This is a genomic window from Siccirubricoccus sp. G192 (assembly GCF_019084075.1).
GTDB lineage: Bacteria > Pseudomonadota > Alphaproteobacteria > Acetobacterales > Acetobacteraceae > G192.
The window spans coordinates 2,001,531-2,028,489 of record NZ_JAHREN010000001.1 but is presented as its reverse complement, the minus strand read 5'-3'; the positions used below and the strand labels follow the sequence as shown (position 1 = coordinate 2,028,489).

21 protein-coding genes and 7 pseudogenes are annotated in these 26,959 nt (G+C 72.0%); 12 read left to right on the top strand and 16 right to left on the bottom strand.

The genetic code is table 11. From position 1 onward, the window contains the following. Positions 1 to 54: 54 nt before the first annotated feature. The 10 genes and pseudogenes from KSF81_RS29395 to KSF81_RS09590 all read left to right on the top strand — a co-directional run. Positions 55 to 450, top strand: a pseudogene (locus KSF81_RS29395) (protein-disulfide reductase DsbD domain-containing protein); the annotation flags it as partial. 295 nt (positions 451 to 745) lie between these two features. Next, positions 746 to 2,215 carry a protein-disulfide reductase DsbD gene (locus tag KSF81_RS09630; RefSeq protein WP_254453440.1) on the top strand — a complete coding sequence of 490 codons (1,470 nt, stop codon included), beginning with the start codon at positions 746 to 748 and terminating at the stop codon, positions 2,213 to 2,215. A gap of 84 nt (positions 2,216 to 2,299) precedes the next feature. Further along, positions 2,300 to 3,301: a 1-acyl-sn-glycerol-3-phosphate acyltransferase gene (locus tag KSF81_RS09625; RefSeq protein ID WP_217378792.1), complete on the top strand. Its 1,002-nt coding sequence runs from the start codon at positions 2,300 to 2,302 to the stop codon at positions 3,299 to 3,301. Positions 3,302 to 3,520: 219 nt separating this feature from the next. Then, positions 3,521 to 4,791: pseudogene (miaB, locus tag KSF81_RS09620) on the top strand (tRNA (N6-isopentenyl adenosine(37)-C2)-methylthiotransferase MiaB); the annotation flags it as partial. A 114-nt stretch (positions 4,792 to 4,905) separates the two neighbouring features. Further along, positions 4,906 to 5,958, top strand: a complete 1,053-nt coding sequence (locus tag KSF81_RS09615) for a PhoH family protein (protein ID WP_217381638.1) — start codon at positions 4,906 to 4,908, stop codon at positions 5,956 to 5,958. A gap of 22 nt (positions 5,959 to 5,980) precedes the next feature. Further along, positions 5,981 to 6,490, top strand: a complete 510-nt coding sequence (ybeY, locus tag KSF81_RS09610; protein ID WP_217378791.1) for an rRNA maturation RNase YbeY — start codon at positions 5,981 to 5,983, stop codon at positions 6,488 to 6,490. Next, positions 6,487 to 7,456 (top strand): annotated as a pseudogene (locus tag KSF81_RS09605) (hemolysin family protein). The gene ybeY and the pseudogene KSF81_RS09605 overlap by 4 nt, the downstream one beginning before the upstream one ends. A 163-nt stretch (positions 7,457 to 7,619) precedes the next feature. After that, complete coding sequence (locus KSF81_RS09600; RefSeq protein WP_217378790.1) at positions 7,620 to 8,060, top strand: hypothetical protein; 441 nt, start codon at positions 7,620 to 7,622, stop codon at positions 8,058 to 8,060. 41 nt (positions 8,061 to 8,101) lie between these two features. Beyond that, on the top strand, positions 8,102 to 8,809 hold the full coding sequence (gene nth / locus KSF81_RS09595; RefSeq protein WP_217378789.1) for an endonuclease III: 708 nt from the start codon (positions 8,102 to 8,104) through the stop codon (positions 8,807 to 8,809). A 63-nt stretch (positions 8,810 to 8,872) separates the two neighbouring features. Next, on the top strand, positions 8,873 to 9,910 hold the full coding sequence (locus tag KSF81_RS09590; RefSeq protein WP_217378788.1) for a 5-methyltetrahydropteroyltriglutamate--homocysteine methyltransferase: 1,038 nt from the start codon (positions 8,873 to 8,875) through the stop codon (positions 9,908 to 9,910). A gap of 8 nt (positions 9,911 to 9,918) precedes the next feature. On the opposite strand, the pseudogene KSF81_RS09585 reads toward KSF81_RS09590, so the two are convergent. The 5 genes and pseudogenes from KSF81_RS09585 to KSF81_RS09565 form a co-directional block, all read right to left on the bottom strand. Continuing rightward, positions 9,919 to 10,909: pseudogene (locus KSF81_RS09585) on the bottom strand (NAD(P)H-dependent glycerol-3-phosphate dehydrogenase). Between the two features lies 1 nt (position 10,910). Beyond that, complete coding sequence (locus KSF81_RS09580; protein ID WP_217378787.1) at positions 10,911 to 11,738, bottom strand: 23S rRNA (adenine(2030)-N(6))-methyltransferase RlmJ; 828 nt, start codon at positions 11,736 to 11,738, stop codon at positions 10,911 to 10,913. Next, positions 11,735 to 12,529 (bottom strand): SDR family NAD(P)-dependent oxidoreductase, encoded by a 795-nt coding sequence (locus tag KSF81_RS09575; protein WP_309139520.1) that lies wholly within the window; start codon positions 12,527 to 12,529, stop codon positions 11,735 to 11,737. Before KSF81_RS09575 ends, KSF81_RS09580 begins: the two co-directional genes overlap by 4 nt. After that, a complete protein-coding gene (gene purF, locus KSF81_RS09570; protein WP_217378786.1) occupies positions 12,526 to 14,025 on the bottom strand; it encodes an amidophosphoribosyltransferase in 1,500 nt (499 codons plus the stop codon). Before purF ends, KSF81_RS09575 begins: the two co-directional genes overlap by 4 nt. An 8-nt stretch (positions 14,026 to 14,033) precedes the next feature. Further along, on the bottom strand, positions 14,034 to 14,603 hold the full coding sequence (locus KSF81_RS09565) for a CvpA family protein (RefSeq protein WP_217378785.1): 570 nt from the start codon (positions 14,601 to 14,603) through the stop codon (positions 14,034 to 14,036). A gap of 109 nt (positions 14,604 to 14,712) precedes the next feature. On the opposite strand from KSF81_RS09565, the gene KSF81_RS09560 reads away from it, so the two are divergent. Further along, complete coding sequence (locus KSF81_RS09560; protein WP_217378784.1) at positions 14,713 to 14,982, top strand: BrnT family toxin; 270 nt, start codon at positions 14,713 to 14,715, stop codon at positions 14,980 to 14,982. After that, entirely contained in the window at positions 14,948 to 15,280 is a 333-nt protein-coding gene (locus KSF81_RS09555) for a BrnA antitoxin family protein (protein WP_217378783.1), read from the top strand. The genes KSF81_RS09560 and KSF81_RS09555 overlap by 35 nt, the downstream gene beginning before the upstream one ends. Position 15,281: 1 nt before the next feature. On the opposite strand, the gene KSF81_RS09550 is transcribed toward KSF81_RS09555, so the two are convergent. From KSF81_RS09550 to KSF81_RS09505, 11 genes and pseudogenes are all read right to left on the bottom strand, one after another. After that, positions 15,282 to 16,151: a tripartite tricarboxylate transporter substrate binding protein gene (locus KSF81_RS09550; protein WP_217378782.1), complete on the bottom strand. Its 870-nt coding sequence runs from the start codon at positions 16,149 to 16,151 to the stop codon at positions 15,282 to 15,284. Positions 16,152 to 16,328: 177 nt separating this feature from the next. Beyond that, the gene (gene radA, locus KSF81_RS09545) at positions 16,329 to 17,774 is read right to left on the bottom strand and encodes a DNA repair protein RadA (RefSeq protein WP_217378781.1); all 1,446 of its coding nucleotides are present in this window, start codon (positions 17,772 to 17,774) and stop codon (positions 16,329 to 16,331) included. Between the two features lie 141 nt (positions 17,775 to 17,915). Next, complete coding sequence (locus KSF81_RS09540) at positions 17,916 to 18,437, bottom strand: DUF2171 domain-containing protein (protein WP_217378780.1); 522 nt, start codon at positions 18,435 to 18,437, stop codon at positions 17,916 to 17,918. A gap of 104 nt (positions 18,438 to 18,541) precedes the next feature. Continuing rightward, positions 18,542 to 18,972: pseudogene (locus KSF81_RS31980) on the bottom strand (TauD/TfdA dioxygenase family protein). Positions 18,973 to 19,030: 58 nt separating this feature from the next. Beyond that, positions 19,031 to 19,441: pseudogene (locus KSF81_RS31975) on the bottom strand (TauD/TfdA dioxygenase family protein); the annotation flags it as partial. Positions 19,442 to 19,608: 167 nt separating this feature from the next. After that, a complete protein-coding gene (locus KSF81_RS09530) occupies positions 19,609 to 20,937 on the bottom strand; it encodes an ABC transporter substrate-binding protein (RefSeq protein WP_217378778.1) in 1,329 nt (442 codons plus the stop codon). A gap of 171 nt (positions 20,938 to 21,108) precedes the next feature. Continuing rightward, positions 21,109 to 21,873 (bottom strand): ATP-binding cassette domain-containing protein, encoded by a 765-nt coding sequence (locus KSF81_RS09525; protein ID WP_309139519.1) that lies wholly within the window; start codon positions 21,871 to 21,873, stop codon positions 21,109 to 21,111. Between the two features lie 71 nt (positions 21,874 to 21,944). Further along, positions 21,945 to 22,733 carry an ABC transporter permease gene (locus tag KSF81_RS09520; protein WP_217378776.1) on the bottom strand — a complete coding sequence of 263 codons (789 nt, stop codon included), beginning with the start codon at positions 22,731 to 22,733 and terminating at the stop codon, positions 21,945 to 21,947. After that, on the bottom strand, positions 22,733 to 23,824 hold the full coding sequence (gene alr, locus KSF81_RS09515) for an alanine racemase (RefSeq protein WP_217378775.1): 1,092 nt from the start codon (positions 23,822 to 23,824) through the stop codon (positions 22,733 to 22,735). Before alr ends, KSF81_RS09520 begins: the two co-directional genes overlap by 1 nt. 54 nt (positions 23,825 to 23,878) lie before the next feature. After that, complete coding sequence (locus KSF81_RS09510; protein ID WP_217378774.1) at positions 23,879 to 25,405, bottom strand: replicative DNA helicase; 1,527 nt, start codon at positions 25,403 to 25,405, stop codon at positions 23,879 to 23,881. Between the two features lie 159 nt (positions 25,406 to 25,564). Then, positions 25,565 to 26,758, bottom strand: a pseudogene (locus KSF81_RS09505) (class I SAM-dependent methyltransferase); the annotation flags it as partial. Positions 26,759 to 26,959: the final 201 nt, after the last annotated feature.

Sequence of the window (26,959 nt, the reverse complement as noted above, 5' to 3'; positions counted from 1 at the left end):
AGGGATTTACGGGGCTTGCTTTGGTAGCACCGGCAACCGTTCTATGCGGCCATCATGCACCGCCTTCTCCTTGCCGCCCTGCTACTGCTTCCTGCCTCCGCCCCGCGCGCGGCGGAAAGCCCCGCCGAATCCTCGCCCCGCTCGGTGGCGAGCCTGGTGGCGGAGCAGGACGCGGTGGCGCCCGGCCAGGGCTTCCGGCTCGGCCTGCGGCTGCGGCTGGCGCCGGGCTGGCATGTCTATTGGAAGAATCCAGGTGATGCCGGGGCGCCGCCGGAGATCGCGCTGACCCTGCCGGAAGGCGCCAGCGCCGGCGGCATCGAATGGCCGGCGCCGAGCCGCATCCCCTACGGTCCCCTGGTGAATTACGGCTATGAGAACGAGGTGCTGCTGCCCGTGGTGGTGACGCCGCCCGCGGGGCTGGCCCCCGGCGAGGGCTTCCCCATCGAGGCCGCGGCCAATTGGCTGGTCTGCAAGGAACTCTGCATCCCGGAGGAGGCGAGTTTCCGCCTCGCCCTGCCGGTGGAGGCCAAGCCCCGCCCGGACCCGGCACTGGCCGCGCTCTTCACCGCCGCCGAGGCAATGCAGCCCCGCCCCTCCCCCCTGGCCGGCCCGGGCGGCGCTCTCCGGCGGGCGCGGCAGCCTGACCCTCGCCGGCGAGGGGTTCTCCGCCAACGCCATCCGCTCGGCCTTCTTCTTCCCGGAGCAGGGCGGGCTGATCGACAATGCCGCGCCGCAGCCCCTCACCTTGCGCAACGGCACCCTGACCCTCGGCCTGACCCGGCCGGAAGGGGCGCCGGCACCGGAGGTGCTCAGCGGCGTGGTGGCGCTCACCGATGCCGCCGGGGTGCGCTCGGCCTATGCGGTGGCGGCGCCGGTGGGCGGCCTCCCGGAGGCGGCTTCGGGCCTGCCGTTGGCGCAGGCCCTGGCCTTCGCCCTGCTGGGCGGGCTGCTGCTCAACCTGATGCCCTGCGTCTTCCCGGTGCTGGCGATGAAGGCCATGGCGCTGGCCCGGCTCTCCGGTGCGGCGCGGGGCACGGTGCGGGCGCATGCGGCCAGCTATACGGCCGGGGTGCTGGCCACCTTCCTGGCACTGGGCGCCGGGCTGATGGCGCTCAGGGCGGCGGGCCTGGCGGCGGGCTGGGGCTTCCAGTTCACCGCGCCCGCTTTCGTCGGTGCGCTGGCCTGGCTGATGCTGGCGGTGGGGCTGAACCTTTCGGGTGTCTATGGCTTCGGCGGCACCGTCGGCGCCGGAAGCGGACTGGCCGGGCGGGGTGGGCATCTCGGCAGTTTCGCGACCGGCGCGCTGGCGGTGCTGGTCGCCACCCCCTGCACCGCACCCTTCATGGCGGCCGCGCTGGGCGCCGCGCTGGCCATGCCGCCGGCCGCGACCCTGGCGGTCTTCGCCGCCCTGGGCCTGGGCCTGGCCCTGCCCTATGCGGCGCTCGGCCTGGCCCCCGGCCTGGCCCGGCTGCTGCCGCGGCCCGGCGCCTGGATGGAGCGGCTGCGCCAGGGCCTGGCCTTCCCGATGTATGGCGCCGCCGCCTGGCTGGCCTGGGTGCTGGCGCAGCAGGCGGGGCCGGAGGGGCTGGCGCTGCTGCTCGGCGGCGCGGTGCTGCTCGGCTTCGCCGCCTGGGCGCTCGGGGTGGCGCAGCGCAGCGCCGGCGGCGGCAGGATCGCCGGGCGGGCGGCGGCGGTCGCCGCGACCCTGGCGGCGCTGGCGCTGCTGCCGGGACTGGCGGCGGTGCCTGCCCCCGCGGCGGGCCTCCGGGAAGGCGATGCCGAGCCCTGGTCCGCGGCCCGCGTCGCCGCCTTGCAGGCCGAGGGCAGACCGGTCTTCGTCAATCTCACCGCCGCCTGGTGCATCACCTGCCAGGTGAATGAGCGGCTGGTGCTGCGCTCGGCCCCGGTGCAGGCCGCCTTCGCCGCCAACAGGCTCGGCTACCTCAAGGGCGATTGGACCCATGGCGAGCCGGCGATCGGCGCCCTGCTACGGGAACACGGGCGGGAAGGGGTGCCGATGTACCTGCTCTATCCCGCCGGCGGCGGCGCGCCCGCCCTGCTGCCCCAGGTGCTGACGGAGGGCATCGTGCTGCGGGCGCTGGAGCGGGACCAATTGGCGCCGACCCGCTCCAGCCTGGTCCTGCCGGGCGATGCCGCCGGAGGCGCCGGAGGCAATGCCGCCCGGGGCGGTGGCACCGCCCGGGGCAGTGGCTGAACCGGCCCGTCACGCAGGCTTTCACGCAGGCGTCGCGCCGCTGTCATTGCGGTGCCGCCGGGCGCGGGCTATCGCAGCCGGGTGATGCAAGCCGTGGCCCGCGACCCGATCGAAGCCCTCCAACCGCGGCGGCGCAGCCCGCTCCGCTTCCGCGCCGCGCTGCCCGGCGACACCTTCGCCGATATCTTCGGCGAACGCCCGCAGGGCGGGCGGCTCCGCGCCATCCGGCGGACCGTGCTGCTGCTGCTCTGGACCCTGGTGGCGATCCCGGTGCAAGCGGTGCTGGTCTGCCTGCCCGGCCGCGGCAAGCTCGACTTCCCACGCTTCTACCACGCCACGCTCTGCCGGCTGCTGGGGCTCGAGGTCCGGGTGGTGGGCAGGCCCGCCACGGAAGCGCCCGAGGGAAAGCCCGTGCTGTTCCTGTCCAACCACTCCTCCTGGCTGGACATCCTGGTGCTGGGCAGCGTGCTGGAAGCATGCTTCGTCTCCAAGGCCGAGGTCGGGACCTGGCCGCTGATCGGCACCGTGGCCAGGCTCGGCCGCACCGTCTTCGTCAGTCGCTCGCGCGGCGCCACGGGGCGGGAGGCGGATGAGATGCGCCGCCGCCTGAATGCCGGGGACAGCCTGGTCCTCTTCCCCGAGGGCACCAGCAACGACGGCACCCGCGTGCTGCCCTTCCGCAGTTCCTTCCTGGCCACCGCCGATGCGGCGCGGCAGGTGCAGCCGGTCTCCCTGGTCTATGACCGGCTGGGCGGGCTGCCGGCCTGCCGGCGGGACCGGCCGCTTTTCGCCTGGTACGGGGATATGGAGATCGGCAGTCATTTCTGGCGCCTCGCCCGGCGCAGCGGCACCCGCGCCACGGTGCTGCTGCACGAACCCTTCAGCCCGGCCGCCTTGCCGAACCGCAAGGCGCTGGCGGCGGAAGCCGGACGCATCGTCTCGGCCGGCGCCGCCGGGCTGCGGCAGAACCGCCCGATCGGGCCGCTCCCCAGCCCCGCCGCCCTGCCCGAAACCCGCCCCCCGGCGGAAGTACCCCGGCTGACGAAAGCGTCGCTTGACCGGCGCGGCCTGGGTGGCGGACGCTGACCAAGTGGAGCGATTCGTCCGTCTCCCCGGGCTGCCCCCGGGACCGTCAGCCGCTTGACCCCGGCCCTCGCGCCCCGCATGTGCCGCGCGGAACCCGGCGCCGGATCGCGCCCGGGCTGGCGGAGCTGACCCCCGGCATGACTGCATCCCCCCTTCCCGAAACCCCTGGCGCCCCCCCCGCCCGCGCGGAAGTTGTTCATCCGCACCTGGGGCTGCCAGATGAATGCCTATGACAGCACCCGCATGGCGGATGTGCTGGCGCCGCTCGGCTATGCCCCCGCGGGCGCGCCGGAGGAGGCCGACATGGTCATCCTCAACACCTGCCATATCCGGGAGAAGGCCAGCGAGAAGCTGTTTTCCGAACTCGGCCGGCTGCGCGCCACCAAGCGCGGGCGGGAGGCGGCGGGCGGCCGGATGGTGCTGGCGGTGGCCGGCTGCGTCGCCCAGGCGGAGGGCGCCGAGATCACCGCCCGCGCCCCCTGGGTGGATATCGTGCTCGGCCCCCAGACCTATCACCGCCTGCCGGAGATGGTGGCCCGCGCCAGCCGCGCCGCCGGCGCCGTGATCGAGACGGATTTCCCGGCCGAGGCGAAATCCGACCACCTGCCCGAAGCCTCCGCGCCGCCCAGCGTGACCGCCTTCCTGACCGTGCAGGAGGGCTGCGACAAGTTCTGCTCCTTCTGCGTGGTGCCCTATACCCGCGGCGCCGAGCACTCCCGCCCCGTGGCCGCCGTGCTGGCCGAGGCGCGGCGCCTGGTGGCAGGCGGCGCGCGGGAGATCACGCTGCTCGGGCAGAACGTGAACGCCTATCACGGGGAAGGCCCGGATGGCCGGAGCCGGGGGCTCGGCCGGCTGCTGCGCGATCTCGCGGAGATCCCCGGCCTGCTGCGGCTGCGCTACACCACCAGCCATCCGCGCGATGTGGATGAGGAATTGGTCGCCGCTCATCGCGACTTGCCGCAGCTCATGCCCTTCCTGCACCTGCCGGTGCAATCCGGCAGCGACCGGGTGCTGGCGGCGATGAACCGGGGCCACGGGGTGGCCAATTCCTCGGCGTGGTGGAGCGGCTGCGGGCGGCGCGGCCGGACCTCGCCCTTTCCTCCGACTTCATCGTGGGGCATCCCGGCGAGACAGTGGCGGAATTCGCCGCGACCCTGGCCCTGGTGCGGCAGGTGGGATTCGCCCTGGCCTATAGCTTCAAATACTCCCTCCGGCCTGGAACGCCGGCCGCCGGCGCGCCACATCAGGTGCCGGAGGCGGAGAAGGACGCGCGGCTGGCGGAGCTTCAGGCCCTGCTGCGGGAACAGCAGGACGGGTTCAACCGTTCACGGGTCGGCATGACCTTTCCCGTCCTGTTCACCGGGCCCGGCCGGCATCCGGGCCAGATGCTCGGCCGCTCCCCCTGGTTGCAGCCGGTACATCTGCACGGCCCCGCCTCCCTCACCGGGCATGTCGCGCCGGTCACGGTGTTGGCGGCGCATAGCAATTCCGCTCTCCGGCCTGCTGGCGGCCGGCGAAGCGGACCCGACCGTCCAGCGCGAAGAGGAGCCTGCGCCCGCTTGAACACCGCCGCCATCGCCCTCCGGCCCGGAGAAGGTCGCGCCATGCTGCGGCCCTCCCCCTCCCTCCCCGAACAGCGGAGCGTTACCCTGCAGTTCGACGACAACGCCCTGCTTCCCCTGCTCTATGGGGAACACGACCGCAACCTGGCGCGGATCGAGCAGCGGCTGGGGATAAGGCTCGGCTCCCGCGGCAACCGGCTGACCATCGCCGGGGCCCCGGAGCGGACGGAGATGGCGGAGGCGGTGCTGCGCGCCCTGTGGCGACGGCTGGAGAAGGGCCAGTCGGTCGGCACGGCGGAGGTGGAGGCGGCGCTCCGCATGGCCGAGGGCGAGGCGGAGGGCGACCCGCGCCTGCCGCTCCAGGACCGGCCGGAGATCCGCACCCGCAAGGCCGCCATCGCGCCGCGCACCCCCGCCCAGGCCGCCTATATCGAGATGCTGGCGCGGCAGGAGATGGTCTTCGGCATCGGCCCGGCCGGCACCGGCAAGACCTACCTAGCGGTGGCGCAGGGCGTGGCGCTGCTGCAGGCCGGGCGGGTGGACCGCATCATCCTCAGCCGCCCCGCCGTGGAAGCCGGGGAAAGGCTGGGCTTCCTGCCCGGCGACCTGAAGGAGAAGGTGGACCCCTATCTCCGGCCGCTCTATGACGCGTTGCACGACATGCTGCCCGCCGAACAGGTTGCCCGGCGAATCACCTCGGGCGAGATCGAGATCGCGCCACTGGCCTTCATGCGGGGCCGGACGCTCGCGCATGCCTATGCGATCCTGGACGAGGCGCAGAACACCACGCCGGCGCAGATAAAGATGTTCCTCACCCGCATGGGCGAGGGCACCCGCATGGTCATCACCGGCGACCCGACGCAGGTGGACCTGCCGCCGGGGCAGCGCAGCGGCCTGGTCGAGGCGCTGGGCATCCTGGAAGGGGTTCCCGGCATCGGCGTGGCGCAATTCGACGAGAACGACGTGGTGCGGCATCCGCTGGTGGCGAAGATCGTCGCCGCCTATGCCAGGGCCGAGGGCCAGAGGGTGGAGAGCCGGGGCGCCGAACAGGGCGACCGGCGGGGGAAGAAGGACAGAGATGGAGCCGGGAAGTAGTACCCCCGGCGGCACGTGGGGCATGCCCCGGACGGCCGCCGGGATCGAAGAGGATGGCTGGCACGCCGGGATCGACGTGATCCTGGCGGAGCCGGCTTGGCGCCGCATCCTGCCGCGGGCCGAGCAATTGGCCCGCCGGGCCGCCCGGGCCGCGCTGCGCGAGGCGGGTGTCGCGGATGGCTGCATGACCGTGCTGCTGGCCGATGACCGCGAGTTGAAGCGGCTGAACGGCGAGCATCGCGGCAAGGACAAGCCCACCAATGTGCTGAGCTTCCCGGGCGCCGGGCCGGACCACCTGGGCGATATCGCGCTGGCGCTCGGCGTGGTGCGGCGGGAGGCGCGGGCGGCGGGCCGCCCGCCGGCGGCGCATTTCGCGCATCTGGTCGCGCATGGCACGCTGCACCTGCTCGGCCATGACCACATCACCGCCGGCGAGGCCCGCCGGATGGAACGCGCCGAGGCCCGCGCGCTGCACCGGCTGCGGCTGCCCAACCCGTGGAAAGAAGCCACGCGGCGGGGGGGCGCACCATGAGCGCGGCGAATGGCCAGCCGCGCAACGGCGCGACCACGGAGGCGCAGCGCAACAGCCTGATCTGGCGCCTGCAGGGGCTGCTGCGGCGGCGCGAGGCGGAAAGCGTCCGCGACCGCATGGAGGAGCTGATCGAGCAGCCCGACGCGCCGCGCAGCGACGGCGAGGCGCGGCCCGGCGATGCCGACCTCGATCCGCAGGAACGCGCGATGCTCGGCAACGTGCTGAAGCTGCGCGGCAAGTCGGCGGTCGATGTCATGGTGCCGCGCGCCGACATCATGGCGATGCCGGAGGATTTCACGCTGGAACAGGCCATCCGCCTGATCCAGCGCGACGGCCATAGCCGCTACCCCGTCTATCGCGGCCAGCTCGACGAGATCGTCGGCATGGTCCACATCAAGGATGTCTTCGCCGTGGTGGGCCGCGACGGCCCCTTCGACATGAAGGCCATCCTGCGCAAGCCGCTGTTCGTGGTGCCGAGCGTGCCGGTGCTCGACCTGCTGCTGCAGATGCGCCAGGCGCGCATCCACATGGCGCTGGTGGTGGACGAATATGGCGGCATCGACGGGCTGGTGACGATCGAGGACCTGGTCGAGACCATCACCGGCGACATCTCGGACGAGCACGACGAACCCGGCCCGCCGCAGATGGTGGAGAAGCCGGATGGCACGCTCGAACTCGATGCGCGCACCCCGGTCGAGGATTTCGAGGCGCGGTTCGGCCCGGTGCTGACCGAGGAGGAACGCGCCGCCGATATCGATACGATGGGGGGGGCTGGTCTTCACCCTGGCCGGAAGGGTGCCGGCCAGGGGGGAACTGGTCAGCCATTCCTCGGGCCTCGAATTCCGCGTGCTGGAGGCCGATCCGCGCCGCATCCGCCGGCTCCGCCTGCGGCGGCCCGGCGCGCAGGGGCCCGCCCAGGGGCCCACGCAGGGTCCGACGCAGGAGCAGAGGCAGGCGGCGGAATAGCGCGCCTGCCATCGGGCGCCAGGATGTGATGCCACCGGGCAGCCCGCCCGGCGCCCATCGCCGCTATCCTGTGCCCGGGCCCGCGCCCGGCCTCCTGCCGGGGCCGCGGATGCCGGCCAGCAGAACGGGCCAGAAGAACGGGCCAGAAGAACGGGGGTGCCGCATGGCCTTCAAGGGCAAGCCGCCGGGCAGCGGATCGGGCGAGATGTCGCGGCGCACCCAGGCGCTGCGCCCGGCCATCGCGCTGACGCCGCAGGAAGCCGCCAAGGCCCGTTCGCTGCGCCGCCGCGGCGAGGCGCCGGAGGCCATCGCCAGCCATTTCGGCGTGCCGATCGAGGAGGTGGAGAAGGCGCTGGTGCAGATGCGCAGCCCGCGTCCGGAATCCACCCGCGGCACGCTGAACGTGACCCTGGCCGCGCATCGCTTCGTCATGGGCGAGCGGCAGGGCGACGAGCCGCTGTGGCAAACCATCGACCGGCTGCTGGATGAGCTGATCCGGCTGCGGGCGGAAGCGGCGCGGTCCGGCGCCGCCCGCCGCCGCCGCGCCGCCGGCGAGGCCGACGACCTGCTGCCGGGCCTGCTGCCGGAACGCTCGACGGGCTGAATCGGCCAGTATCCGGGACGGCGCCCGCGCGTTCAGCCCGCATGGCCCCCTCCCGCCCCGCCGCCGCGCCGCCTGCCGCCCTGCCCGTGCCCGGCAAGGACCCCTTCGACATCGACCTGGTCTTCCGCCTGCTGCGCCAGGCCGTGGCGGGGCTGCCGAAGGCCGCGATGTTCGAGTTGCGGGACCGCGGCTTCGCCAGCCCCTTCGAGCAGCTCGTCGCCGCGCTGGTCTCCGCCCGCACGCGGGACGAGACCACCATCCCCGTCTGCCTCCGCCTCTTCGCCCTGGCCCGCACCCCGGAGGCCATGGCGGCCCTGCCGGAGGAGATGATCATCGAGGCGCTGCACGGCGCCACCTTCCCCGAGCCCAAGGCGCGCGACATCCGGGCGCTCTCGGCCCGCATCGCCGAGGCAGGCGCGGTGCCCGATACGATGGAGGGGCTGACGGCGCTGCGGGGCGTCGGCCCCAAGATCGCGGCGCTGACGCTCGGGGTGGGGTTCGGGCGGCCAGCCATCTCGGTGGATATCCATGTCCACCGCATCGCCAACCGCTGGGGCTATGTCGCGACCTCGACGCCGGAGCGCAGCATGCAGGCGCTCGCCCTGGTCCTGCCGGAGCGCTACTGGATCGAGATCAACGAACGCCTGGTGCCCTTCGGCAAATCCGTCTGCACCGGCGAAAGACCGAAATGCTCGACCTGCCTGCTGCTGCGGCAATGCCGGCAGGTCGGCGTGACCACCCATCGCTGAGGGTTTGACACCTGGGGGCGGAATGCCACCATGCCGGCGACACGCCCCGCCGAAGGACGCCCCATGGCCCTCCCGCTCCTGCCCACCACCGTCGTCGGCAGCTATCCGCAGCCGGACTGGCTGGTGCATCGCGACATCCTGGCCGGGCGCCTGGTGCCGCGCGTGCATGCGCATGAGATCTGGCGGGTGCCGCCGGTGCTGCTGGAAGCGGCGCAGGACGATGCGACGCGGCTGGCGATCCTGGACATGGAGCGCGCCGGCATCGACATCATCACCGATGGCGAGATCCGCCGCGAAAGCTATTCCAACCGCTTCGCCCTGGCGCTCGGCGGCATCGATGCGGAGAACCCGGCCGAGATCATCAGCCGCGGCGGCAAGCCCACCCATGTGCCGAGGATCACCGGGCCGATCCGCTGGCAGAGGCCGGTGGAGCGGCGCGACGTGGAATTCCTCCGCGCCAATACCGACCGGCAGATCAAGATCACCCTGCCCGGCCCCTTCACCCTCTCGCAGCAGGCGGTGGATGAGCACTACCGCGACGAGGAAGCGGTGGCGCTGGCCTATGCCGCCGCCGTCGCCGAGGAGGCGCGCGACCTGAAATCGGCCGGCGCCGATGTCATCCAGCTCGACGAGCCCTGGTTGCAGGCGCGGCCGGAGGCGGCGATGCGCTATGGCGTGGCCGCCATCAACCGGGCGCTGGAGGGGGTGGCCGGCCCCACCGTGGTGCATCTCTGCTTCGGCTATGCGCATACGGTGAAGGACAAGCCGAATGCCGGCTATTCCTTCCTGCCGCAACTCGCCGACTGCATCGCGCAGCAGATCTCGATCGAGGCGGCGCAGCCGCATCTCGACCTCGGCATCCTGCGGGACCTTGCCGGCAAGACCATCCTGCTCGGGGTGATCGATCTCGGCAGCACGCAGGTGGAGACGGCGGAGCAGGTAGCGGCGCGGCTCCGCCTCGGCCTCGCGCATGTGCCGGCCGAGCGGCTGGTGGCGGCGCCCGATTGCGGCATGAAATACCTGCCCCGCGACCGCGCCTTCGGCAAGCTGCGGGCGCTGGCGGAGGGTGCGGCGATCGTGCGGCGGGAACTGGCGGGGTAGCGCCCCCGCTACTCGTCCCGGCGCGGCCGCGCCAGCAGCCGGCCCATGGCGTCGCCCACCGTCAGATCCCCCGCCAGCAGGTCCGCCACCGCGGCGCAGATCGGCAGTTCCACCCCGGCCTGCGCGGCGCGGGCGACGATGGCCGGGGCAGTCGCCACCCCCTCCGCCACGCCGACCCGCCCGGCCAGCACCTCGGCCAGGCTGCGGCCGCGGCCGAGTTCGGTGCCGAGCGAGGTGTTGCGGCTGCCCGGCCCCGTCGTGGTCAGCAGCAGGTCGCCCAGGCCGGAGAGGCCCGAGGCGGTCTCCGCCCGGCCGCCCAGCGCCACCGTCAGGCGGGAGAGCTCGGCCAGGCCCCGCGTCACCAGCGCCGCCCGCGCATTCTCGCCGAGACCCGCGCCGATCACCGCCCCGGCGGCGATCGCGATGACATTCTTCGCGGCCCCCCCCGACCTGCACGCCCATCGGGTCGTCACCGCCATAGAGCCGGAAGCCCGGCGAGCCGAGCAGGTCGCCCACCCGCTCCCGCAGGGCCGCATCCCGGCTGGCCACCACCGCCGCGGCGGGCAGGCCACTGGCCACCTCATGCGCGAAATTGGGGCCCGAGAGCACGGCGGCCGTGGCTTCCGGCCGCGCCTCCGCCGCCACTTCCAGCGGCAGCTTCAGGGTGCCCTGCTCCACCCCCTTGGCGCCGATCACCAGCGGCAGCGCGGGTTCCGGCAGGCGTTCCAGCACCACCCGCATATGCTGCGCCGGCACCGCGACCACCACCATCAGCGCCCCGGAGAGCGCCGCGGCCAAGTCGCCGGTCACGGTGATGGCGGGGGAAAGCCGCGCCCCCGGCAGGTGCCGCGCATTCTCCCGCGCCTTGGACACCGCCGCCGCCCGCGCCGGGTCGCGCGCCCAGAGCGCCACCGCCAGCCCCGCCCGCGCCGCCTGGATGGCGAGTGCCGTGCCCCAGGCCCCGGCCCCGAGCACGCAGATCTTGGCATGATGCGGCATGCTACTCCTCCGCGATGCGGGTCATGGACCAGCCCTGGCCGGGCTCGCCCTCGCCCAGCCGGTCCAGCAGGGCAGCGAGGATGGTGCCGCCTTCAGCCTCGAAACGATAGGGCGGATTCGCCACCAGCAGGCCGCAGCCGTTCAGCCGCTGCGGGTCGGTCGGCTCCCGCAGCCAGAGCTCGGCCGCCACCAGGTCGCGCGGCCCGCCGGCCTGGAGGGCGGCATGGAAGGCCCGCACCGGGGCGCGGTGCTTGATCGGGTACCAGCAGGCCTGCACCGCGGCGCGGAAGCGCCCGCCGACCAGCGCCATGCCGGCGGCCAGGCGCTCGAACTCGCCCTCCTGCTCGAAGGGCGGATCGATCAGCACCAGGCCGCGCCGCTCCGGGAAGGGGGTGAGGGCACGGAGCGCCTCCCAGGCATCGCGGCGATGCACCGCGACCTGGCGGTCACCACGGAAATGCGCCCGGAGCGCGGCATGGTCCTCCGGGTGGAGTTCCACGCAGGCAAACGCATCCTGCGGCCGCAGCAGGGCGCGAATCAGGGCCGGCGAGCCGGGGTAGCGGGCCGGGGCGCCGGCGGCGCGGGCCAGCGCGACATACTCCGCCAGCGGCCCTTCGGTGATATCGAGCAGGCGGCCGATGCCGCGCTGCCATTCGCCGGTGCGCCCGGCCTCCGGCCCCGCCAGGTCATAGGCACCGGTCCCGGCATGGGTGTCGAGGACGCGGAAGGGCGCGGGCTTGCGGGCGAGCGCGCGCAGCAGCCAGACCAGCAGCGCGTGCTTCATGCAATCCGCGAAATTCCCGGCATGATAGGCGTGGCGGTAATTCACGCGGCCCCGTGTTGCCCCACATGTTGCCCCGCCCGCAGCACCGCGCCGTTGCGCGCCTCGCCCGGCAGGCAGAGCGCGGCGATGGCCGGGGCCACGTCGCGCGGCTGCGGCAGGCTCGCCGGGTCCTCGCCGGGCATCGCCGCGCGGCGCAGCCTGGTATTGACCGGGCCCGGATCAAACAGGTTTACCCGGAGCGGGGTGCGCGCCACCTCCTCCGCCCAGGCCCGCACCAGGTTCTCCTGCCCCGCCTTGCCGGCGGAATAGAGGCCCCAATAGGCGTGGGGCTCCGCCACCCGGGCATCGGTCAGCACCACGGCGCGGCCAGCGGGGGCGGCGCGCAGCGGCGGGTCGCAGGTGCGGATCAGGTGCCAGCAGGCGGAGAGGTTCACCGCCACTGCCTCCTGCCAGTCATTCGGCATGATATGCGCCGCCGGCGTCAGCTTCGAGAGCACGCCGGCCGCATGCACCAGGATGTCGAGCCGGCCGAACCGCTCGACGATGGAGGGGCCGAGCATATCGAGCTTCTCGGCCGCCTTGGCGAAATCCAGCGGCAGCAGCGTCGCCTGGCGGCCGAGCGAGCGGATGGCGTCGTCGGTTTCCTCCAGCCCGCCCTGGGTGCGCGCCACCAGCACGCAATGCGCGCCGAGCCGCGCCAGTTCCACCGCCACCGCCGCGCCGATGCCGCGCGAGGCGCCGGTGACGAGGGCGACGCTGCCCTCCAGCGGCGCGCCGGTTTGCGCCGGCCGATTCAGACCGCCGGGCTGCGCCCTCTGGTCATCGGACGGCGTCACTGCGAAGCCTGCAGCAGCGAAAGCTGCTTCTCGGAATTGTCCTGCTGATCGGTGAGCGCGATGGCGTAGTCGCCGGTGAAGCAGGCGTCGCAATAGGCCGGCTTCGCCACGTCCCGCCCCGGCTTGCCGAGCGCGCGATAGAGCCCGTCCAGCGAGATGAAGGCCAGGCTGTCCACGCCGATGATGCTGGCCATCTCGGCCAGGTCGTGCTGCGCCGCCATCAGCTTGCCGCGCTCCGGCGTGTCGATGCCGTAGTAGCAGGAATGGGTGGTGGGCGGCGAGGAGATGCGCATATGCACCTCCTTGGCGCCGGCGGCGCGCACCATCTCCACGATCTTGCGGCTGGTGGTGCCGCGGACGATGCTGTCATCCACCAGCACCACCCGCCTGCCCTCCAGCATCGGCCGGTTGGCGCTGTGCTTCAGCTTCACGCCGAGATTGCGGATGTTGTCGGTCGGCTCGATGAAGGTGCGGCCGACATAGTGGTTGCGGATGATGCCGAGCTCGAAGGGGATGCCGGCCTCCACCGCATAGCCCATGGCCGCCGGCACGCCGCTGTCCGGCACCGGCACCACGACATCCGCCGGCACATGGCTTTCGCGGGCGAGCTCGACGCCGATGCGCTTGCGCGTCTCATAGACCGGCGTGCCCTCGACGATCGAGTCCGGCCGGGCGAAGTAGATGTATTCGAAGATGCAGAAGCGGCTCTGGTGCTTGCCGAAGGGCTTGATGCTGTGCACGCCCTGGTTGTCGATGACGATGATCTCGCCGGGGTCGATGTCGCGCACGAATTCGGCGCCGACGATATCGAGGGCGCAGGTCTCGCTCGACAGCACCCAGGTCGGCCCGGCCTCGCCGCCGCCGAGCCGGCCCAGCACCAGCGGCCGCACACCGAGCGGGTCCCGCGCGCCGATCAGCGCGCCATTGTGCAGCGCCACCAGGCTATAGGCGCCCTGCACCTGGCGCAGCGCGTCGATCAGCCGGTCCACCACGGTGGAATAGAGGCTGATGGCGATGAGGTGGATGAAGCATTCGCTGTCCGTCGTGCTCTGGAACAGGCAGCCGCGGTTCACCAGGTTGCGGCGCAGGACATGCGCGTTGGTGAGGTTGCCGTTATGCGCCACCGCGAAGCCGCCGAAGGCGAAATCGGCATAGAGCGGCTGCACGTTGCGCAGCGCCGTCTCACCTGTCGTGGCATAGCGGTTGTGGCCGAGCGCGGCGCGGCCGCGCAGCAGGCCCATGACCTTGGCATCGCTGAAATTGTCGCCGACCAGCCCCTGGCCCTTATGGGCATGGAAGAGGCCGCCCTCATCCAGGCTGACGATCCCGGCCGCCTCCTGCCCACGGTGCTGCAGCGCATGCAGGCCGAGCGCGGTGAGCGCCGAGGCGTCATTGGCGTTCCAGACGCCGAAGACGCCGCATTCCTCGTGGAATTTGTCGTCATCATGCGGAGAGCATGTGGGAGAAGCATGCGGACGGGTGGACAGGTCGGGCATAGGGGTCCTCACGTCCGGTTTCGCGCGGGCGGGCGCAGCAGGTCGTCCATGGTCGGTCCGGGGCGGGCCGGGGGCGTGGCCACCCGGGGGCGGTAGTCCGGGGGCAGTTGCTCGACCAGCCAGTCCGCACCCTCGATGACCAGGGGAAGCGACCGGGCGTCGCGGACCGCCTCCGGCCATCGCTCGGTGGCGGGAAGGACCATGCCGCCCAGGATATAGGCAAGGATGACCAGAAAGGCACCCCGGGCCAGGCCGAAAACCAGCCCGAGCGCGCGATCCGTGCCGCCGAGGACGGAATCCTGCACCCAGCGGGCGATGCCGGCGATGATGACCTTCAGGATGATCAGCAGCAGGATGAAGACGCCGCCGATGGCGAAACCATCCACCACCCAATCCGGCCAATCCGCGGGCAGCAGGTCGCGCAGCACGGGCACGATCGCCGGCCGCAGCGCGAGCGCCGCAAGGGAGGCGCCGACCCAGGCCCCGACCCCCAGCACTTCCTGCACCAGCCCCCGAAGGAAGGCGACCACCGCTGAGACGGCGAGCACCGCCAGGACCACGCCATCGACCCAGGTCATTCTGGGCCGGGGTATAGCGGTAGCGGGTGGGGGTGTCACCCCACGCACAGGAGGTTGCGAAGGTGCTGCCTTGTATCTACAAATGCAGTACAAATCTTCGCAGGGTGGAATGCGGTTCGAATGGGATGAACGGAAGCGCGCCGCCAACCTCGCCAAGCACGGGCTAGATTTCCGCCTCGCCATCCTGGTTTTCGATGGCGGTTATATCCTGGAGCCGGCGCGGCCGGTCGGCGACGAGTTGCGGGAGAAGGCGATCGGAATGGTTCTCGGCCGCATGGTGGCCGTAATCCTCACCCGACGCGAGGGTGCAGTCAGGGTGATCTCGATGCGGAGGGCACGGGAGAATGAGCGGCGAGCATATCAAGCAATATACGGCTGAGGAACTGCGCGACATGGTGGCGCGCGGCGAGACGGAAACGGACTGGGCGCGCGTGGACGCCATGACGGAGGCGGAGTTGGAGGCCGCAATCGCCTCCGACCCTGATTGGCGGGATGTCCCCCGCGACTGGTGGAAGGATGCCGTGCCGGTCAGCCCCGGTGCCAAGCGGCTGCTCTCGCTCCGCCTCGACCCGGATGTGGTGGAATGGTTCCGTGCCCAGGGCCCCGGCTACCAAACACGCATGAACGCCGTGCTGCGCGCCTATATGAAGGCCAGGCGCGGCGCCGGGGGCGGTTGAGTCAGGGCCGCAGCCCTGCCCGTTCCGCCGCCGCCCGGGTCCATTCCGTCTCGGCTTGCAGGAAGGCGGCGAAGCCGGCCGGGGTGGCTTCCTCCGGGGCGGCCATTTCGCTGCCCATCTCCTCCAGCCGGCGGCGCACCCCGGCATCCGCCACCGCCGCCGCCAGCGCCGCCTGCAAGGGGCCGGTGACTTCCGGCGGGGCGCCGGCCGGCAGCAGGATGCCGATGAAGGCCGCGGCGCGGTAGCCGGGCACGCCACCCTCCTCCACCGTCGGGATCTCCGGCGCCAGGGCCAAGCGGCGGGCGGCGGAGAGGCCGAGGATCCGCACCGCGCCGTCCCGGTGCAACGGCAGGGCGGTGGAGATCTCGGTGAAGGCGCCGCCGACCGTGCCGGCCACCAGATCCGGCGTGAGCGCGCCGCCGCTGCCATAGGGCACATGCAGCAGCCCGGCCCCGGTCATGGCATTGAACACCTCCAGCGCCAGATGCGAGATGCTGGCGACCCCGGAGGAGCCGATGCCCACCTGCCCCGGCCGCGCCTTGGCATAGGCGATCAGCTCCGCCACGCTCCGCGGCGGCAGGCTGCGATGCACGGTGATGGTAAGCGGGGTGCGCACCGCCAGGCCGATCGGCGTGAAATCCCGCAACGGGTCATAGGCGAGATTGGCCTGGACATTCGGGTTCACCGTCATCGGCCCGTTCGAGCCGAGCAGCAGGTTGTAGCCATCCGGCCGGGCGCGGGCGAGCTGGGTGGCGCCGACGCTGCCCCCCGCCCCGGCCCGGTTCTCCACCACCAGCGGCTGGCCCAGCACCTCCGCCATGCGCGGCGCCAGCACGCGGGCCACCGTGTCGGAATTGCCGCCGGGGGGCATAGGGCACCACCAGCCGGACCGGGCGCTCCGGGTAGCTCGCGGCCAGGGCCGGGCGGGACAGCAGGCGGGCGGCCGGGGCGGCGCCCGCCAGCGCCAGGACGGCGCGGCGGCTTGGGGTCATGGGGTTTCCTCCTGGGGCTTGTTGCCCGGCAGGATGCGGCCGGCGGCGGCTGCCGCTCAAGCCGGTTTCGCCGCCGCCCCTACCGCTGCGGCGGCGCCGCCCCGGCCGGCCTCGCGCTTGACACTCCGTTCGGCGAAGGGCGCCACCAGATCGGCCATATGCCCGATCTCGGTGAGTTTCAGCCCCTCCAGCGCCGCCGGGGCGCGGCCGGCGCGGGCCAGGCGGCGGGGCAGCACGGCGGCGGCGAAGCCGAGCTTCTGCGCCTCCCGCAGCCGGAGATCGGCATGTGCCACCTGGCGCACCTCGCCGGAGAGGCCGACCTCGCCGAAATAGACGGTCTCCGCATCGGTCGGCCTATCGGTGGCGGCGGAGGCAAGCGCCGCCGCCACGGCCAGGTCCGCCGCCGGCTCGGCGATGCGCAGCCCCCCGGCGATGTTGAGGTAGACATCATTGGCGCCGAGCGAGAGGCCGCAGCGCGCCTCCAGCACCGCCAGCAGCATCGAGAGCCGCCCCTGGTCCCAGCCCACCACCGAGCGCCGCGGGCTGCCGCCGGAGGAGGGCGAGAGCAGCGCCTGCACCTCCACCAGCACCGGCCTGGTGCCCTCGATCCCGGCAAAGACGGCGCTGCCCGAGACATTGCCGCGCCGCTCCGCCAGGAACAGGGCGGAGGGGTTCGGCACCTCCACTAGGCCACGATCGGTCATTTCGAAGACGCCGATCTCGTCGGTGGCGCCGTAGCGGTTCTTGACGGCGCGGAGGATGCGGAACTGGTGGCCGCGATCGCCTTCGAAATAGAGCGTGGCATCGACCATGTGCTCCAGCACGCGCGGCCCGGCCAGGGTGCCCTCCTTCGTCACATGGCCGATCAGCACCAGGGCGAAGCCGCGGGTCTTGGCAAGGCGGATCAGCTCGGCGGCGCAGGCGCGCACCTGCGCCACGGTGCCCGGCGCGGAATCCAGCGCGTCCAGCCAGAGCGTCTGGATGCTGTCGATCACCACCAGCGCGGCGTCGCTTTCCTGTTCCAGGCTGGCGGCGATGTCGCGCAGCGCCGTCGCCGCCGCCAGCGCCAGCGGCGCCTTCTCCAGCCCGAGCCGGAGCGCGCGGAGCCGCACCTGCTCCACCGCCTCCTCGCCGCTCACATAGAGCACGCGCTTCCCGGCAGCGGCGATGCGGGCGGCGGCCTGGAGCAGGATGGTGGACTTGCCGATGCCGGGATCGCCGCCCACCAGGATGGCCGAGGCCGGCACCATGCCGCCGCCCAGCACCCGGTCGAGTTCCGCGAGGCCGGTGGGGAGGCGGGGCGGCGGCCGGGACTGGCCCTGGAGGCCCACGAATTCCACGCGCCGGCCGCCGCCGGCCTTGGCGGTGGGGCCGCTCGGCCGCGGGGGCGGCGCTTCCTCCTGCATGGTGTTCCATTCGCCGCAGGCATCGCAGCGGCCACCCCATTTCGGATGGGCGGCGCCGCAGGCCTGGCAGACGAAGCGGGTGCGGTCCTTGGCCATGATGGGGCGGTTTCCTAGCCGCGGCCCAGCCCCCGCCGCCCGCGAGGCGCGGCAGGGAGGCGAGTTTCGGCACGAAACGTGAACATGCCGGTGGTGTAGCGGCTGCGGCGCGCCGCTCCAAGCGAAAAAGCGGCGCCCCGATCAGGCGCCCGGATTCTTGGCCACACCTGGGTTCATGTTGGGGTCGTCGGGGATGCCCGGGCCGCTGCCGAGATGGCCATGCCGGGTCGTGCCGCCGCCGCCCGTGCCGCCACCATGCGGCTTCTCATCGCCAAGGCCGGAGCCGCCATGGGCCGTGATGCCGCCGCCATGGACCATGCCGCTGCCGCCGCCGGCCTGCCCGATCATGTCTGGCATCCCCTGGTCCGCGCGGTTCGCGACCTGCCCACCCTCCGGGGCGGCAGCCTCGTCCGCCTCGTCGATGCGGAGCGCGCCGAAGGCGACCGCCCGTGCGTCCTGCGCCGGCAGGGTCAGGCGCACCTGCCCGCCCTCGGAGGCCGCCACCAGTCGGAGGGGCAGGAAGCGGTGCTCCCCGGCGCCGCCCGGATCATCCCCGCGCGTGAGGCGGATGCGGCCGCCCTCCAACCCGTCCACGGTGCCGACATGCCCGCCATCGGAGCCCACCACCGGCATGTGCTCCCGGATCTGTCCGGTCTCGACCATGCGCATCCCCTTCTCTCCCGGGCCGCGGGATGCGGCCCGTACAGGGGGAACGGCCGGGCGAGGTGCGGGATGCGCAGGCCCGCGCCGGGATGCAGCGCCATGCCTCAGGCCGCCTGCCGCTCCGGCACCGGCTGCTCCAGGGTCGGCGCCACATCCGTCAGCGTCACGCGGCGCATGTCGCGGGGATAGGTCTGGTCCTCATAGGGCCGGGCGCGGTGCATGGTGGCGCGGTTGTCCCACATCACCAGGTCCCATTGCCGCCAGTGATGGGTATGGACGAAGGGCCGCTGGGTCGCGATTCCACCAATTGGCGGATCAGCGCCATGGCTTCCGGCGTCGGCCAGCCGAGGATGCGGCCGATATGCGAGGACAGGTAGATCGAATGCCGGCCCGAGCCCGGATGCCAGCGCACCAGCCGCTGCTGCACCGGCGCGAAGTCCCGCCGCTCCTGCTCCGTGTATTCGTTGAAGCCGAGCTGGCCGCGCGAGAAGATCAGGCTGTGCTCGCAGACCAGATCCTTGACCTTGGTCTTCATCTTCTCCGGCAGCGCATCCCAGGCGGCGCGCATATCGGCGAATTCCCGTCTCGCCGCCCTCGGGCGGGATCGAGCGGCCGAGCAGCATGGAATACTTGGCCGGCGTCGATTTGAAGCTGCTGTCGCTGTGCCAGAGCTGGTTGCCGAGGTTGAACATCCGCCGGCGGTCATCGGCGGCCAGCAGCTTGCCGTCGAGGTCGATATTGGAGATGTCCGCCATCTGCCGGTGCGCCAGGCGCTGCTTGTGGACATCCACCACGCCCCGCGTCTGCTCCAGCGGGCCGAGCGCCTCGCCGAAGGCCATCTGCTGGTCATCGGTGATCTCCTGGCCGGGGAAGACCAGCACCGCGTACCGGTCCATGGCGCGGTCGATCTCGGCGCAAAGCTCCGGCCCCGGGGTCTGCCGCAGGTCGATGCCGCGCACCTCGGCAACGAAGAGCGGATGGAGCGGGGTGAGCTGCAGCGTCATTGTTTCCTCCTGGCCATTCGGCTGGCCCTGTGCCGGCCGGCGGATTGCCGCGCCGGCTCACTCGGATCCTTGGCGACCCGGCAGGCGGCCATGGTAACGCCGCCCGGGCCGGGCCGGTCAAGCCGGCGCGGAGCCATTCCGCGCCGGTGCCGCCCCCCAGGGGCCTGTCAGCTCCGGTAATGCCGCCGGGCGCGGCGTTCCGCCTCCCGCGCCGCCGCTTCCGGCGTCTGCTGGCCGGAGGCGACGGAGGCGCACATCTGCACCAGCACGTAATCCGCATTGACCGCGCCGGAAGCCTGGCTGATCGGCCCCTTGTAGCCGGCCCAGTACCGGTTGTTCATGCCGTCGCGGAACAGGCGGATCTTGGGGTCGGATTCCCAGACCGCGCTTTGCCGGTAGGCCTCCAGCGGCTGCGACCAGTAGCCGAGGCAGCCGGTGAGCCAGGGGTCGTACTGCTCCGCCTCCAGCATGAAGCGGATGAACTCCTTCGCCGCATTCGGGTAGCGGACATGGCGGAAGACCATGGCGTTCAGCACGGTGGCGGCCTGCGGCGCCACCGGCGCGCGGCCCTTCGGCAATGGCGCGTGCTCGGTATCCGCGGCGATGGCCGCGGTCTGCGGGTCCTTCTTCAGGGAGAAATAGAGCGAGACGCCGTTGCTGGTGAGATGCACCTCCTGCGCGGAATAGGCCCGGTTGTTGCTGGGGTCGAGCCAGGAGAGCGTGCCGGAGACGAAGGTGGGATAGAGTTCCCGCAGGTAGTTCAGCGCCTCGATCGTCTCGGGGCTGTTGATGCAGACCTTGCCCTCCTCGTCCACCACCGAGGCGTTGTGCGACCAGAGCAGCCAATTGGCGAAGCCGTTGCCATCGCCCACCGCATTGCCCAGCGCGAAGCCGGCCGGCTTGTTGATGCGCTTCAGCCCCTGGCAGAGCCTGAGGAAGCCCGCATGGTCGTCCGGGATACGGTCGAACCCCGCCTCCCGCACCGAGGAGGTGCGGTAGACGATAGTGCCGGCGCTGCCGCCGAAGGGGATGCCGATCCAGTCATTGGTGCCGTGCCGCTTGCCGTATTTCTGCGCGAGGAAGGCCCAGCCGCCGTAGCGCTGGCCGAGATACTCCGCGACATCGTTCAGGTTGATCAGCTTGTCGGTATAGACATGCGGGTCGTCGCCCCAGCCGATCACCACCTCCGGGCCGGAACCGGTATTGGCCACCACCGCGGTCTGCGCACGGATATCCTCCCAGCCCACGAAGTCGACGCGCACCGGCACCTTGTGCTGCTCGGCGAAGCGGGCGGCGTTCTCGCGGAAGATCACCTCGTCCGGCTCGACGAAACGGGCGGGGCGGATGACGCGGAGGCTGGCACCGGACTCGATGGGCAGGCGCGGCGGCGGGATGTCGGCGCGCGGAATGGCGGCAGCGGCAGGGCGCGGCAGCGCGGTGGCGGCCAGCGCCCCGGCGCCGAGCGCGAGGGTGCCGCGGCGGGTGAAATGATCCATCTTTGTTCCTCCCAGGACCTTTCTTGCGGAACGCCTGCCATGCGGTGGCGGTCCGTGGCCGGGAGGATGCGTCAGCGTGGCTCGCCGGGGCCAGGAAATCCGGCACGGGCGGAGCCGGGGGAGATACAATCCGCTGTGTGCCGGAGGCAGGCCAGGCGAGCCGGCCTGCCGCTACCTGCGCAACTCCATCTGGATCGGCCCCTCCCGCTCCCCATTGGCGAATTGGTCCACCACGGCATTGCCGCTATGCCCGAGGCTCGCCGCTGGGCCGGTCCAGCTGATGCGCCCCTTGTGGATCATCGCCGCCATGTCGCCGATGCGGCGCGCGCTCGCCATGTCATGGGTGATGGAGACGGCGGTGGCGCCCAGCCGCTTCACGCAATCCACGATCAGCCCGTCGATCACCGCGCCCATGATGGGGTCGAGCCCCGTGGTCGGCTCGTCGAAGAAGATGATGTCGGGTTGCGCCGCCACCGCGCGGGCCAGTGCCACGCGCTTCTGCATGCCGCCCGAGAGCTCCGCCGGGTAGAGATCGCCCACCGAGGCGGCGAGGCCCACCTGCGCCAGCGCCTCCGCCGCCCGGTCGCGCGCCTGGCCGCGGGTGATGCGCCCCTGCGCCAGCAGCTTGAAGCAGACATTCTCCCAGACCGGCAGACTGTCGAAGAGTGCGCCGTTCTGGAACAGCATGCCGATGCGGTCGCCGATCGCCTCCCGCTCGCGGCGGGGCAGGCGCAGCACGTCCTGGCCATCGATCTCGATGCTGCCGGCATCCGGCTCGATCAGGCCGAGGATGCATTTGATGGTGACGGATTTGCCGGAACCCGAGCCGCCCAGGATCACCATGGAATGCCCGGCCTCGACATCGAGATCGACGCCATCCAGCACCTGCTTGGCGCCGAAGGCCTTCCGCACCCCGCGCAGCCGGATCTTGGGCACACCCGCGCGGCCGCTCCGGTCCGGACCTCCGGTGCCCGGCCGCGCCGCCGCCCTGCGGTCATCGGAAGCGTTCATTGCGCGAAGAAGATCTCGGTCAGCACATAGTCCAGCGCCAGGATCAGGATGGAGGAGGCCACCACCGCCGTGGTGGTGGCGCCGCCCACGCCCTGCGCGCCGCCCCGGCTGTTGTAGCCGCACCAGGTGCCCATCAGCGCCACGATGAAGCCGAAGACCGCGGCCTTCACCAGGCCGGAGATCACGTCATCCGCCTCCAGGTAGTCGAAGGTGGATTTCAGATAGGCCGCCGAGACGAAGCCCAGCTTGAAGGTGCCGATCAGCCAGCCACCCATGACGCCGAGGATATCCGCCACCAGCACCAGCAGCGGCAGGGCGATGGTCGCCGCCAGCAGGCGCGGCGCCACCAGGTATTTCATCGGGTTGGTGGAAAGCGTCGTCAGCGCGTCGATCTGGTCGGTGACGCGCATGGTGCCGATCTCGGCGGCGAAGGCGGCACCGATCCGCCCGGCCACCATCAGCGAGGCCAGCACCGGCCCCAGCTCGCGCGTCAGGCTGATGACCACCACGCTCGCCACCGCCGATTGCGCGTTGAAGCGGGCGAAGCCGGTATAGGATTGCAGCGCCAGCACCATGCCGGTGAAGATCGCGGTCAGCGCCACCACCGGCAGCGAGAACCAGGCGACCTCCACGAAGGCACGCCAGAACAGCCGCCAGTAGAAGGGCGGGCGGAGCAGATGGCTGATCGCCTCCAGCGCGAAGAGCCCGACATCGCCCGCGACCCGGCAAGCGCCGAGCACCGCGCGGCCGAGCGCCGCCAGCGGATCGAGGATGAGGGCGCCCATCAAGCCGCGCGATACTCGCGGCGGTAGCGGGCGCCGAGGGCGGTCAGGATCTCGTAGCCGATGGTGCCGGCACGCGCCGCCACATCGTCCGGCGTATTGTCCGGCCCGATCAGCTCGATCCTGTCGCCAGGGGCGATGCCCGGCACGTCGGTCACGTCGAAAGTGGTGAGGTCCATGGATACCCGGCCAACCAGCGGCACGGCCTGGCCGGCAAAGCTACCGGCCGCCCGTCCCGAGAGGGCGCGAAGGTATCCATCCGCATAGCCCGCGGCAACCGTGGCGATCCGGCTGGGTCGCGCCGCCACCCAGGTGGCGCCGTAGCCGACGCTCTCGCCGGCCGCGACCTCCCGCAATTGCAGCACCGGCGCGACCAGGGAGGCCACCTGGCGCATCGGGTTCGGCACGCCGGGGGTCGGGTTGACGCCATAGAGGGCGCAGCCCGGCCGGGCCAGGTCGCTGGCGAAGCGGGGGCCGAGGAAGAGGCCGGAGGAATTGGCCAGGCTGCGCGGCGCCTCCCGCGCCGCTGGCGGCAGCCGCGCGCAGGCCGCCTCGAAACGCGCCAGTTGGAGGGCGTTCAGCGGGTGCTCCGGCTCATCGGCGCAGGCCAGATGTGTCATCACGAACCGGAGATCGAGGCCGGCCAGCAGCGCGGGCTCCGCCGCCAGCCGCGCCACCTCCCGCGCTTCCAGGCCGAGCCGGGCCATGCCGGTATCGATATGCAGGATGGCCGGCGGTGCCCGCCCGGCGGCCCGCGCCGCCGCGGTCCAGGCTGCCGCATCCGCCAGCCCGTTCAGCACCGGGAGCAGCCCCGCCCCCGCATCCGCGCCGGGCGGGAAGCCGTTCAGCACCGCCACCATCGGCCCCAGCCCGAGCGCCGCCCGCAGCGCCACCCCCTCGGCCAGATGCGCCACGAAGAAATGCCGGCAGCCGGCCGCCAGCAGCGCCCGGGCCACCGGCGCGGCGCCGAGCCCATAGGCATCCGCCTTCACCACCCCGGCCACGGCGCCGCCCGGATGCCGGGCCGCCAGCGCCGCCCAATTGGCCGCGATGGCGCCGAGATCCACCGTCAGTATCGCCTGGGGTGCCATCATTTTGCGGGCCGATTCACGGCTGTGGGCGCAAGCGCCCTCCGCCGACCGGGCCGCTCAATACCCGTCATGGCCCTGGTGCTGGACATCGAGGTCGCCGAAGCGGGTGAATTCGGCCTCGAAGAACAGGGCGATGGTGCCGGTCGGGCCGTGGCGCTGCTTGGCGATGATGAGGTCGGCCTTGTTGTGGACCTGCTCCATGCGGTGCTGCCACTGGTTAAGCGCGTCCTGGAATTTCTCCTCGCTCTCATGGCCCACCTGTTTCGGGGCCCGCTGCGCCTCGTAGTATTCGTCGCGGTAGACGAACATCACCATGTCGGCGTCCTGCTCGATCGAGCCGGATTCGCGGAGATCCGAAAGCTGCGGCCGCTTGTCCTCCCGGCTCTCCACCGCACGGGAGAGCTGCGACAGGGCAATCACCGGCACCGCCAATTCCTTGGCGATGGCCTTCAGCCCCTGGGTGATCATGGAAATCTCCAGCACCCGGCTTTCCGGCCGGGTCCCGGCCGCCGGCCGCATGAGCTGGAGGTAGTCCACCACCACCAATTCCAGCCCCCGCGTGCGCTTCAGCCGCCGGCAGCGGGTGCGGAGCGCGGAGATGGTGATGGCCGGAGTGTCGTCGATCACCAGCGGCAGGGTGGAAAGCTCGCGGCTCACCTCCACGAAGCGGTCGAAGTCGCGCTGCGAGATGTCGCCGCGGCGGATCTTGTCGCCGGAGATGCGGGAGGCCTCGCTGAGCAGGCGGGTGGCGAGCTGGTCGGCGCTCATTTCCAGCGAGAAGATCGCCACCGTGCCGCGCGGCAGCGTATCCGCCCCCTTCTCCTGCGCCTCCCGCACCAGAGCCTGGGCGGCGCCGAAGGCGATCTTGGTGGCGAGCGCGGTCTTGCCCATGCCCGGCCGCCCGGCCAGGATCAGCAGATCCGAGGAATGCAGCCCGCCGGTCTTGGAATCGAGGTCGCGCAGGCCGGAAGACAGGCCGGAGACGCCGCCGGGCGTCGAGAAGGCCCGCTCCGCCGCCAGCACCGCATCGGTGAGCGCGCGCTCGAAGGTGACGAAGCCGCCCTCCGAGCCGCCATCCTTGGCCAGATCGAATAGCCGCTGCTCGGCGGCTTCCAACTGCTGCTTGGCGTCGAGCTCGGGCTCGGCGCCGAAGGCGCGGTTCACCACCTCCTCGCCCACATCCACCAATTGGCGGCGGAGCCAGCAGTCATGCACCAGCCGGCCATATTCGCCGGCATTGATGATGCCGATCATGGCCGAGAGCAGTTGCGCCAGGTAGGCCGGGCCGCCGACCTCGTCCAGCAGGCCGGAATGCTCGAATTCCGCCCGCAAGGTCACGACATCGGCGAGCTGCCCGGCCTCGATCCGGCGCTGGATGGCACGGAAGACGCGGCCATGCACCGGGTCGGCGAAATGCTCGGGCGCCAGGAATTCGGAGACCCGCTCATAGGCCTTGTTATTGGCCAGCAGGGCGCCGAGCAGCGCCTGTTCCGCCTGCAGATTGGAAGGCGGCACGCGCTGCGAGAGGCCGAGCAGGCCGCCGGTGGCATCCCCGAAGGGGGCGGGCGCATCGATCGTGTTCATGATGCGACCTTAGCGCAAAGCGGCCCCTGTGGATTACGGGGATGGCTGTGGATCATGGGGACCGAAATGCTCCCCCTCCCCTCCGTGGCCGGCGGGCCACGCTCTCCGCCCGCGGCTCTCCCGCGGGCTTGTCAGGCCGAAACCCGCCCCCCTGGCCGCCTGCTCCGCCTCCCGCATGTAGTCCCGGGTCAGCGGCACCGCGTCGATCGAGGCGGCAAGCTGCATCTGCCAGACCATGTGGTCGGTGCGGCGGAAGGTCACTTCGCAGGCCGCCAGGTAGAATTCGAACATCCGGCAGAAACGCTCGTCATGCAGCGAGAGGATGGCGTCCCGGTTGGCGGCGAAGCGCCGGCGCCAGTGGCGCAGCGTCTCGGCGTAATGCAGCCGCAGGATCTCGATATCGGTCACCCAGAGGCCGGATTTCTCGACCGCCGGCAGCACCTCGGACAGGGCCGGGGAATAGCCGCCCGGAAAGATGTAGCGGGCGAGCCAGGGATTGGTGGTGCCCGGCCCTGAGGCGCGGCCGATCGCATGCACCAGCGCCACCCCCTCCGGCCTGAGCGACCGCCGCACCACCTGGAAGAATTCCCGGTAATGCGGCACCCCGACTGCCTCGAACATGGCGACCGAGAGCACCCGGTCCATGGGGCGGTGCCACTCGCGGTAGTCCATCAACTCGAAGCGGACGCGGTCGGCCAGGCCCTCCGCCTCGGCCCGCGCCCGCGCCACTTCAAGCTGTTCGGTCGAGAGGGTGAGGCCGGTGACCCGGGCGCCCCAGTCGCGCGCCAGGGTCAGGGCCATGCCGCCGAAGCCGCAGCCGATCTCCAGCACCTCGAGATCCGGCCGGTCGAGCCTGAGCTTGGCCGCGATATGGCGCTTCTTCAGCACCTGCGCCTCCTCCAGCGTCTCCTCGCCGGTCGGGAAATAGGCGCAGGAATACTGCCAGTCGCGGTCGAGGAAGAGGCCGAAGAGCCGCCGATCGAGGTCGTAGTGATGCGCCACGTTCCGGCGCGCGCGGGGGGCCGGGTTGAAGCGGTCCAGCCAGCGCAGCCGGCGCAGCCCGGCCTGCAGCGCCTCCATCGGGTGGCTACCGCCGGACCAGAGATTCGTCACCAGCAGGTCGAGCAGGTCGTAGAGGGAGCCGTGGGTCGGCTCCAGCTCGCCCTCCATGTAGAGCTCGCCGAGCGCCAGGGCCGGGTTGAGCACCATCCGCCGCTCCGCCCGCTGCGAGCGCAGCAGCATCCCGGCTTCCGGACCCGGCGTGCCGCCATATTGGCAGACGCGGCCGGAGGGGTATTGCACGGTCAGCCGGCCGTGCCGGATCAGCCCGTTCAGGATGCCGTGGAACAGAATGGTTGCCGCCCTCCCCGCGATCCACCCGCCGTCTTCGTGACGCTGATGTTGCGGTCTGGAAGGGCGGCCCGTCCAGCCCGGCAGGATCAACCCTGTGGGACGGCCGCCTCCGGCACCATCCGGTGCCGCAGCGCCCGCCGCAGCAGCGCCGCGACCGGCAGGGCCAGCAGGCAGAGCCCCGCCATGGCCCAGAAGGCCCGG